This window comes from Paraburkholderia sediminicola (assembly GCF_046027825.1).
GTDB classification, from domain to species: Bacteria; Pseudomonadota; Gammaproteobacteria; order Burkholderiales; family Burkholderiaceae; genus Paraburkholderia; species Paraburkholderia sediminicola_D.
Genome location: NZ_JAQQDU010000010.1, coordinates 133,714 through 143,067, shown reverse-complemented (window position 1 = coordinate 143,067; position 9,354 = coordinate 133,714). Strand labels below are relative to the sequence as shown.

Sequence of the window (9,354 nt, the reverse complement as noted above, 5' to 3'; positions counted from 1 at the left end):
CATATCTCAGCGATGAATGCATCAAAGACCTGGTTCGACCGCTCAGAGATGCCGGATGGGACGTAGAAATGGGCGAACCGGATGAGCAAGCGCTCCAGATGAAAGTAATAGCTAGAGGTGGCGGCACGGAAATACATGTCGGCCTGCTGTTCAGCTGCGCGACTGACACTGAGATTTATCGAGAACTAGCGAAGAGCTGCATTGCAATTCTCTACCTTGGCCCACCCGACGAGCAGAAGGCGTTTACTCAAGGCATCAGTGTCCACGTCGGTCCCGTTGCGGGATGGCAGCCGCCACGTGCTCCCCGTCTACCTTGAACGTGTTGCGTTGCCCACGTCGCGGGCTAGCTGAACTTGACCGAGGCGCGGATAAAGTCTTTCGTGCTGGGGTGCCCTATCGGCTACCTGCGCACGGAGCGGCCACATCGTGAGCGGTCGGGCAGCTCCGAAGCGGGTCATCCCGGCGCGTGTCAGAATGCCTGGGCCTGAAGCTGAGTGGCTTGAGCCGGGTTCACCGAGTCAACATACCCCAATATGGCTTGCTGTCGATGGGGATTCTCGGTTTCTCGCATCGCGTCGAGGAACGCGAGCCAGCGGTCGGGCAATACATTCAAAGAGTGCTGCGACAGCTCGATATTGAAAGCGCTGATTCTGTCGGCTGGCCCTTGCTCTTTCTTTTGATTTAAATCGAAGCCACTCTTTTCGGCTATACCCTTAACGTCGGCAAAAATATCCTCTGCCAGCGCCTGGTCAGTCAGAGAAATGATTATGTCGTCCACATAGACACTCACCTCAATGCCGTCAGTCGCAGCGAGCCGCTTCAAGTAATTGCCAAGCGCACTTTTACGGAGGCAGATGCTTGCGAGCAAAGTGGACTGGACAAATCCATACGGCAGTATGTACCGCTTTTCCGCATCTTCAGGCAATCTCACCGTCGACAGATTTGCGATATCTCGAGCTTCCGCGTAGCTGTACATCCCTTTCAGGACACGAGTTACCCGGCTGCGATTGATGCGTTGAAAGAAATTCTCGATGTCGACATGAATAAAACAGGTCTGCCCCAAGTGTGCCTTCAACGCTGCGACGTGGCCACCATCACGAAGATGGTAGTAGTACGCAGGCGCTTTCCACCGTTGGCGTAGGTCGTCTTTGATTTTTCGTCCAAGCTCCATCGTGTCGCCGTTAGGAACGAAAACCCATTTCCCAGGCCTCAGCTCAAACTTGGAATCCCAGCGAGGTTCCATAATTTTTATAATTAGCGGTCATGTTCTTGACGACCTCCTCTGCAAGCCGAACGAGTTCGGTCGCAAAGGGAATCAGAGCAAGAACTAGACGCTGTACGAAAGTAAGTTTTTTCATAGCAGCTTTCTCCATTCAATCCCGGCTTGTCTAGCGCTGTGCGCAATGACCACAAATCAAAACTGATATGCATATAGGAAATATTATCCGCAATGCTACATCGCGATATCACATAGTGACGCAATGGAGGATAGGCGCCACCAGAGTGCCTATCGCCGGGAAAATACACACTACCAAACTGCAATGAGCGACGCAAGTAAATATGACACAGGAAACCACAGTTCGGTAAAAATGCGCAATTTCCGGCGCGGGCGGCAGAATGCCAACACGGGAGTTAGGCCTGCCGTGCTGTAGGTGAGTCGCCGCTCGAGTCTTGTGGCGTCCTCTACTCGACGGCGACTTCCTGGAGCAGGCGCGTTGAAGGCGAAATCGCGGTGCCGGGCGCAAAAAAGGGGCGCTGGAAAATGCTCCAGCGCCCCTTGGACATTAATTCTGTTTACCGCTTGCCAAGTAAGGCTCAGCGGCCGGGAAGAGCCACGTAACCAAAACTAAATCGAGGCTTCGTAACCGAAATTAATGCACCTCAGCATACAACACCCGCCCCAGCCGCCCGCTCACTCCACCGTCACCGACTTCGCCAGATTTCACGTTTTCGCCGGCGTCAGATAAGAGCGCATCAATGGCCATCGCAGCCTGGAGTCTTTTGGAGGCGGTGAGCGCCGTGCGTCTATCTACAAGAAGCGCATTCGCTAGAGCAGCAAACCGGGTCACCCTGACTGCGATGCTCTGGCGACCAACGAAGCCGCTGTGCGTGAGCTGGGCGATGCTGTCGTAGGCTGAATCGCTTTCAGTACATTGGGCTGAAGCACAGACAAGAACCGCTGACCAGCGAAGGCAGCAGAAGTCGGGCCGAAAAGCCACTCCCTGATTGTTGCCCAAACCGAGAAAACGACGGCCGTCTCAAACGCTGTGGCCGTCGTTCCTCCGGCTGTGACGCCAGTTGGGTGCCGTCATGTGAGCTATCGGAGCGCATCCATCGATAAATGTCTCAATGGATGCTTCCCAAAATCTCAGGTTATGGCTCCTGCTACAAACCTTATCAAACGTCAATATTCCCCGCCCGCAACGCATTCGACTCAATGAAAGCCCGCCGCGGCTCCACATCATCCCCCATGAGCGTCGTGAAGATACCATCAGCCGCGATAGCATCCTCAATCTGCACACGAAGCAAGCGACGCACGGTCGGATCCATCGTCGTCTCCCAAAGCTGCCCAGGATTCATCTCGCCTAGGCCTTTGTATCGCTGCTTGGAAATATTGCGTTCAGCATCAGCCAGCAACCACTTCATAGCGCTCTTGAAGTCGGTAACAGCCATACTGCGTTCACCACGTTTAATGACAGCACCAGTCCCAATCAACCCCTTAAACGTATTAGCGGTATTGATCAGCTGTTGGTAGTCAGCAGTCAGCTGAAAATCCTGATCCAGCACCGAAATCTTCTGATTACCGTGATGAGTCCGCGCGACGCGCAGCGAGCGCAGCTCACGCACCGGGTCATACATCGTCGTGACCTTAACCTCAGGCTTCAACGCATCATCCCGCAGCTTAGCCTCAAGCGCCACAGCCGAAGCCTCAGCCGCTTCCTCACTAGACAGATCAATAACAACCCCATCCATCACAGCCTCAAGCGCCCCAGCGTCATACAACCGGCTCAGACGATTCACCACAGCTTGAGCCAGCAAATAAGCCCGAGCCAACTCACCCAACGCATCCCCAGTAATCGGCGTAGAACCTTCAGAAGCCAGCAGCTCCGACCCCTGCAACGCCAGCTTCAGGATGTGAGCATTAACCTCAGCCTCATCCTTCAAATACCGCTCATCCTTACCCGCCTTGATCTTGAACAGCGGCGGCTGCGCGATATAGATATACCCACGCTCGATCATGTCCGGCATCTGACGATAGAAGAACGTCAGCAGCAACGTGCGGATGTGCGCGCCGTCCACGTCAGCATCGGTCATGATGATGATGCGGTGATAACGCAGCTTGTCGAGGTTGTAGTCTTCCTTGCCGATCCCGCAACCCAGCGCCGTAATCAGCGTCACAATCTGCTCCGAAGAAAGCAGCTTGTCATAGCGCGCCTTCTCCACGTTCAGCACCTTGCCGCGCAGCGGCAAGATCGCCTGAAACTTCCGGTCACGCCCCTGCTTCGCCGAGCCGCCTGCCGAGTCGCCCTCGACGATATAAATTTCCGACTTCGCCGGGTCTTTCTCCTGGCAATCCGCCAGCTTCCCAGGCAAACCAACGCCATCCAGCACGCCCTTACGACGCGTCATTTCACGCGCCTTCCGAGCCGCATCCCGCGCCCGCGCAGCATCAACAATCTTGCCGCAAATGATCTTCGCGTCGTTCGGCGTTTCCAGCAGGAATTCTTCGAGCGCCTTCGCGACCACATCCTCCACCGGCGCGCGCACTTCCGACGACACCAGCTTGTCCTTGGTCTGCGCGCTGAACTTCGGCTCCGGCACCTTCACCGACAGCACGCACGAGAGCCCTTCGCGCATGTCGTCGCCGGCCGTCTCAACCTTCGCTTTCTTCGCGACTTCGTGATCGGTGATGTACTTGTTCAACACGCGCGTCATCGCCGCACGCAACCCGGTCAAGTGCGAGCCGCCGTCGCGCTGCGGAATGTTGTTCGTGAAGCACAGCACGTTTTCGTTGTAGCTGTCGTTCCACTGCATCGCGACTTCGACGGCAATGCCGTCCTTCTCGCCGCTGACGTGGAAAATGTTCGGGTGCAGGACGGCCTTGTTCTTGTTGATGTACTCAACAAAACCCTTCACACCACCCACAAACGCGAAATCTTCTTCCTTGCCGCTGCGCAGGTCGTGCAGGCGAATCCGCACGCCGTTATTCAGGAACGACAGTTCGCGAATCCGCTTGGCCAGAATGTCGTAGTGATATTCGACATTGCCGAAGATCGTCTCGTCGGCCATGAAGTGCACTTCGGTGCCGCGGTTTTCGGTGTCGCCAATCACCGGAATCGGCGACACAGCCACGCCGTCGATCTCTTCGATCACGCGGTTCTGCGGCACGCCACGGTGGAATTCCATGAAGTGCTTCTTGCCGTCACGGCGCACCACAAGGCGCAGCCACGACGAGAGCGCGTTCACGCACGACACACCCACGCCGTGCAGGCCGCCGGACACCTTGTAGCTGTTCTGGTCGAACTTGCCGCCGGCGTGCAGCTCGGTCATCACGATTTCAGCGGCACTGCGCTTCGGATCGTGCTTGTCGTCCATCTTGAGACCGGTCGGCACACCGCGGCCGTTGTCGGTGATCGAAATCGAGTTGTCCGCGTGGATGGTGACCTGGATGTCGTTACAGTACCCGGCCAACGCTTCGTCGATCGAGTTGTCGAGCACTTCGAACACGAGGTGATGCAGGCCGGTGCCGTCCGATGTATCGCCGATATACATCCCGGGACGCTTGCGCACAGCCTCCAGACCTTCAAGGATCTGAATGGACGAGGCGCCATAGCCGCTATTGTCGGGTTGCGAATTGTTCGTTTCAGTCATGGATTTTTTCCGGTTCTGCGTTACTGCAAGGTTGCTGCTCGGGACTTTTCAAAACACCATAAAAACGCCAAAGGGGCGCTGCGCCCCTTGGTGTGTTCTTGGTTTTTGGACGCGTTAGATGCGCATCGGCATCACGACGTATTTGAATTCGTCGTTCTCGGGAATCGTGATCAACGCGCTGGAGCTGGCGTCGCCAAGGCTCACTTGCAACATGTCGACCTTCAGGTTCGCGAGCACGTCGAGCAGATACGTGACGTTGAACCCGATATCGACGCTGTCGCCGTCGTACGCGATTTCCAGTTCTTCCTGCGCCTCTTCCTGATCGGCGTTGGTCGACATGATCTTCAACTGGCCCGGCTCGATAATGCAGCGCACGCCCTTGAATTTGTCCGACGTCAGAATCGCGGCACGTTGCAGCGAACGCTGCAGTTCTTCACGGCCGATCAAGAACTGATTCTTGTGCGACTTCGGAATCACGCGCTGGAAGTCGGGGAATTTGCCTTCCACCAGCTTCGACACCAGTTCGACCTGGCCGAAGGTGAACTTCACCTGCGTCGGCGCGATGTCGATCTTCAGCGTGTCGTCGATGTCTTCCAGGAGACGCTGCAGTTCAAGAATCGTCTTGCGCGGAATGATCACTTCCTGACGCGCAAACGAGCCTTCGATCTTCATCGACGAGAACGCCAGGCGGTGGCCGTCCGTTGCGACTGCCATCAGTTGGTCGCCGTCCACCACCAGCAGCATGCCGTTCAGGTAGTAGCGGATGTCCTGCTGGGCCATCGAGAAATGGACCATGCCGAGCAACTGACGGAACGTCTTCTGGGGAACCACCAGGTTCGCGCCGTAGTCTTTAGCTTGAGCGACGGTCGGGAACTCGTCGGCCGCCAGGGTTTGCAGCGCAAAGCGGCTCTTGCCGGATTGCACGGTCAAACGCTTGTCGTTCAGGGTCAGCGTAACTTGCCCGTCGGGCATCGCGCGCAGAATGTCGAGGAGCTTTCTTGCTGCCACCGTGGTTGCGACCGAATCGCCGCCCACGCCAAAATCGGCACGCGTGGTGATCTGCAACTCGAGGTCGGTCGACAGGAACGACACGTCAGGGCCGTTCTTGGTAATCAGCAAATTGGCGAGGATCGGCAACGTATGGCGGCGTTCGACGATGCCGCTCACGGTTTGCAGCGGCCTGAGGAGGTTATCGCGTTCGGTCTTGACCAGTTGCATAGAGTTCCTTCGTTGATATAACGGCCTGCGCGCCTGACTTGCCAGCCTTACAGCGCGCACCCGCGGCTCCCCGCCGGCGCCACGCAGCGCCTGTCACGGCGTGAATTCCGCCCGCGGCCGCCGGGCGGTTAAACCTGTATTGTGCCTGAAAACAGAACCGCTCCCCTAAAATGGGGGCGAGTTCCGAAATAAACAGGTCGATTTTTACGTCCGGGCTGCTTAACCCTTAAGCGTTTGCTCCAGCACGTGCAGTTCGTGGTTCAACTGCGCGTCCGTGCCACGCTCGGCGGCAATCTTGCGCACCGCGTGCAGCACGGTGGTGTGGTCGCGGCCGCCGAACAGCTCGCCGATTTCCGGCAGGCTTTTCTGCGTCAGCTCCTTCGCCAGATACATCGCGATCTGCCGCGGCCGCGCAATGTTCGCCGGTCGCTTCTTCGAATACATATCCGCGACCTTGATGCTGTAGAAGTCAGCCGTGGTCTTCTGGATGTTTTCCACCGAAATCTGCCGGTTCTGCACCGTCAGCAGGTCTTTCAGCGCTTCTTTTGTCACTTCAATCGTGATTTCGCGGCCGTGGAACTTCGAATAGGCGAGGATCTTGCGCAGCGCGCCTTCCAGTTCACGGACGTTCGAGCGCAAGTGCTTGGCGACGAAGAACGCGACGTCTTCATTCAGGCTCACGAACTCGGATTGCGCCTTGCGCATCAGAATCGCGACGCGCATTTCCAGCTCGGGCGGCTCGATCGCCACCGTCAGGCCGGAGTCGAAGCGCGAGATCAGGCGGTCGTCGATGCCGGAGATTTCCTTCGGATACGTGTCGCTGGTGATGATCACCTGCGCCTTGTTCGCGACCAGCGCCTCGAACGCGTAGAAGAATTCCTCTTGTGTCCGCGACTTGCCGGAGAAGAACTGAATATCGTCGATCAGCAGCAGGTCGAGCGAGTGGTAGTAACGCTTGAAGTCGTCGAACGCCTTGCGCTGGTAGGCCTTCACCACGTCGGACACGTACTGTTCCGCGTGGATGTAGCGAATCCGTGCGCCAGCCTTGTCCATCAGAAGCTGGTTGCCGATTGCGTGAATCAGGTGGGTCTTGCCCAAGCCCACGCCGCCATACAGAAACAGCGGGTTGTACGAGATGCCGGGGTTGTCCGCGACCTGAATCGCCGCGGCGCGCGCCAACTGGTTGGCCTTACCGGTCACGAAGTTGTCGAAGGTCAGCACGGGGTTGAGCTTCGAACGCTCGTACATCGAGTCGTTCTCACCGTTGCCGTTCGAGCTCGCGCTTTGACCCGGACGCCATGTGCGGCGTGCGGCCGCGGCTTCATTCGCGTCGAGGCTGGGGAGATCGAGGTCGGCGGCATCGTCGGCGGCCGCCGCGCGTGCGTTCGCATTGTGGTCAGCCGCAGCGCGTGCATTCGCGTTGAGGGTCGCCATTGCGCTGTTCGCGCCATTGGCGCGCGCGGCTTGCGACGCTTGTACGGCACCGACGGCTGCGTCCACGGCGGCCCCACCGCCGTTTGAACCAGCCGAATGGCCGCCCATCGAGCCAGCCGCGGAAGACGGGCGCGACGGAGCCGGCGACGAGGTCGCCGCCGGCGCGCGCATGCCGGCTTTGGGGTCCAACACAAATTGCACATCGACCGGCGTCTGCCAGAAATCGCGGGCCATATCGGAGATGCGGCCGGAGAACTGGCTCTTGACCCAGTCGAGCTTGAAGCGGTTCGGCGCAGCGATGCTAAGCGTGTTCGCAGCGGCGTCGAAGGCGACCGGGGCCAACGGTTTGATCCACGTCACGTACTGCTGGGGCGTAAGCTCACGCTCCAGCAATGCGGAACAGTGTTGCCAAAAATCGTTCATCGAGTTGCTGTCGTTATGGTGTGCACGGCGGTTCGCCGCTGCCCCTGTCGCGCATACGCAACAAGGCCCTGAGCAGCCAGGCCGAACCAGGCGCGATGGCTCCAGGCGCTTGTGCCACAAGGGTTTGCGGGGCAAGCGAGCCGGAGCGGCGTGCAGAATTTTTGGGAAGTAAGGCGAGATTCTAACGCCAAAACGTCGGCGAAAGGGAGTTATCCACAGGGACGGATCATCTGGCGAAGTCTTCCTGGGGTCAGGCCAAACCTGGCTAAACTATTGACGGCCAAAAGAAAACCGGTTTAAATAGCGGGTTCCGCGAAAACCAATTCTGTAAACCTCCGGCCATTGCCGCTTCAGCGATGATCGTGCGGTTAATTTTCGATCAGTCGATCAAGTGAGAGCAACATGAAACGTACTTACCAACCTTCCGTTACCCGTCGCAAGCGCACCCACGGCTTCCGCGTTCGCATGAAGACCGCAGGTGGCCGCAAGGTCATCAACGCACGTCGCGCGAAGGGCCGCAAGCGCCTCGCCATCTAAGGCAGGCGAGCGGATTGCGCGCTCTGTCAGTGACAAGCGACACCCGCGGTGAAGCGGGAGCGGCAGGGGCGCCGCAACTGGGCTCGGTTCCGTTGCGAGCGCAAGCCGCCTTCCCCAAAGCCGCAAGGCTACTGAAAACGGATGAATTTTCATCCGTTTTTCGTTTGCGCCCGTGGCGCCGCACCGCGCACTTCGTGGTGTACGGCCGGCCCACCGGCAATGACGCTCGCTTAGGTCTCGTGATCGGCAAGAAGTATGCGCCGCGCGCGGCCACGCGTAATCTGGTACGTCGACTCGCGCGTGAAGCCTTCCGGCTGCGTCGCGCGGAATTCGGCGGTTGGGATGTGCTGCTGCGTTTGCACACGCGCTTCGACAAGAAAGCTTTGCCGAGCGCTTCGTCGTCGCCGTTGAGGGCGCTGTGCCGCAGCGAGATAGAGGCGCTGCTCGACAAGGCAGCGCGCGAAATTGTCCGTCGCGAGGCGCCGCCCGCGGAAGCGCCCAAGACGGAATGACGCTCAAGTGAGCGCCCGCTTCGTCGCGGCCCGGTTCGCCGGGCCGGCCTCGGCAGCTCGGCTGCGCGGGCCTCACCCGGTACTCCACGTTGCGCGGCGTCGCTAGGCCGCACCAGCCATGCAAACGGTACTCATCGCTTTACTGCGTTTTTACAAGGTTGCCGTGAGCCCTATGCTCGGCAACCGGTGCCGTTTTTACCCTTCCTGTTCTGATTACGCGCGCGAAGCAATCCAGTATCATGGCGCCGCGCGCGGGACTTATCTCGCCGCCAGGCGTATTTGCCGCTGCCACCCGTTTTCCGCGGGCGGCATCGATCTCGTCCCGCCTCCCACTTCTGAAAAGCGCTGACGCGCCGTT

General features: G+C 58.5%; 8 protein-coding genes. 3 read left to right on the top strand and 5 right to left on the bottom strand.

The features are described from left to right. Positions 1-469: 469 nt before the first annotated feature. From PQQ96_RS08125 to dnaA, 5 genes are all read right to left on the bottom strand, one after another. Entirely contained in the window at positions 470-1,243 is a 774-nt protein-coding gene (locus PQQ96_RS08125; RefSeq protein WP_494478201.1) for a reverse transcriptase domain-containing protein, read from the bottom strand. After that, entirely contained in the window at positions 1,215-1,358 is a 144-nt protein-coding gene (locus PQQ96_RS08120) for a hypothetical protein (protein WP_408212170.1), read from the bottom strand. The genes PQQ96_RS08125 and PQQ96_RS08120 overlap by 29 nt, the downstream gene beginning before the upstream one ends. Before the next feature lie 1,039 nt (positions 1,359-2,397). Continuing rightward, complete coding sequence (gene gyrB, locus PQQ96_RS08115) at positions 2,398-4,872, bottom strand: DNA topoisomerase (ATP-hydrolyzing) subunit B (RefSeq protein ID WP_408290643.1); 2,475 nt, start codon at positions 4,870-4,872, stop codon at positions 2,398-2,400. Between the two features lie 114 nt (positions 4,873-4,986). Then, on the bottom strand, positions 4,987-6,090 hold the full coding sequence (gene dnaN / locus PQQ96_RS08110; protein ID WP_120347106.1) for a DNA polymerase III subunit beta: 1,104 nt from the start codon (positions 6,088-6,090) through the stop codon (positions 4,987-4,989). Positions 6,091-6,309: 219 nt separating this feature from the next. Further along, positions 6,310-7,947, bottom strand: a complete 1,638-nt coding sequence (gene dnaA, locus PQQ96_RS08105; RefSeq protein WP_408290641.1) for a chromosomal replication initiator protein DnaA — start codon at positions 7,945-7,947, stop codon at positions 6,310-6,312. A 402-nt stretch (positions 7,948-8,349) separates the two neighbouring features. Here dnaA and rpmH point away from each other — a divergent pair, with 402 nt between their 5' ends. The 3 genes from rpmH (at position 8,350) to yidD (ending at position 9,345) form a co-directional block, all read left to right on the top strand. After that, the gene (rpmH, locus tag PQQ96_RS08100; protein WP_004198824.1) at positions 8,350-8,484 is read left to right on the top strand and encodes a 50S ribosomal protein L34; all 135 of its coding nucleotides are present in this window, start codon (positions 8,350-8,352) and stop codon (positions 8,482-8,484) included. A 14-nt stretch (positions 8,485-8,498) separates the two neighbouring features. Next, positions 8,499-8,996 carry a ribonuclease P protein component gene (gene rnpA / locus PQQ96_RS08095; protein ID WP_408290639.1) on the top strand — a complete coding sequence of 166 codons (498 nt, stop codon included), beginning with the start codon at positions 8,499-8,501 and terminating at the stop codon, positions 8,994-8,996. A gap of 118 nt (positions 8,997-9,114) precedes the next feature. Then, positions 9,115-9,345 (top strand): membrane protein insertion efficiency factor YidD, encoded by a 231-nt coding sequence (yidD, locus tag PQQ96_RS08090; protein ID WP_007180115.1) that lies wholly within the window; start codon positions 9,115-9,117, stop codon positions 9,343-9,345. The last annotated feature ends 9 nt before the right edge of the window (positions 9,346-9,354 follow it).

What these genes read in the sequence shown, in the direction of transcription:
- yidD (WP_007180115.1), top strand. Translation starts at nt 9,115, where the DNA reads ATGCAAACGGTACTCATCGCTTTACTGCGTTTTTACAAGGTTGCCGTG.
- rpmH (WP_004198824.1), top strand. Translation starts at nt 8,350, where the DNA reads ATGAAACGTACTTACCAACCTTCCGTTACCCGTCGCAAGCGCACCCAC.
- gyrB (WP_408290643.1), bottom strand. Translation starts at nt 4,872, where the DNA reads ATGACTGAAACGAACAATTCGCAACCCGACAATAGCGGCTATGGCGCC.
- PQQ96_RS08120 (WP_408212170.1), bottom strand. Translation starts at nt 1,358, where the DNA reads ATGAAAAAACTTACTTTCGTACAGCGTCTAGTTCTTGCTCTGATTCCC.
- PQQ96_RS08125 (WP_494478201.1), bottom strand. Translation starts at nt 1,243, where the DNA reads ATGGAACCTCGCTGGGATTCCAAGTTTGAGCTGAGGCCTGGGAAATGG.
- dnaN (WP_120347106.1), bottom strand. Translation starts at nt 6,090, where the DNA reads ATGCAACTGGTCAAGACCGAACGCGATAACCTCCTCAGGCCGCTGCAA.
- dnaA (WP_408290641.1), bottom strand. Translation starts at nt 7,947, where the DNA reads ATGAACGATTTTTGGCAACACTGTTCCGCATTGCTGGAGCGTGAGCTT.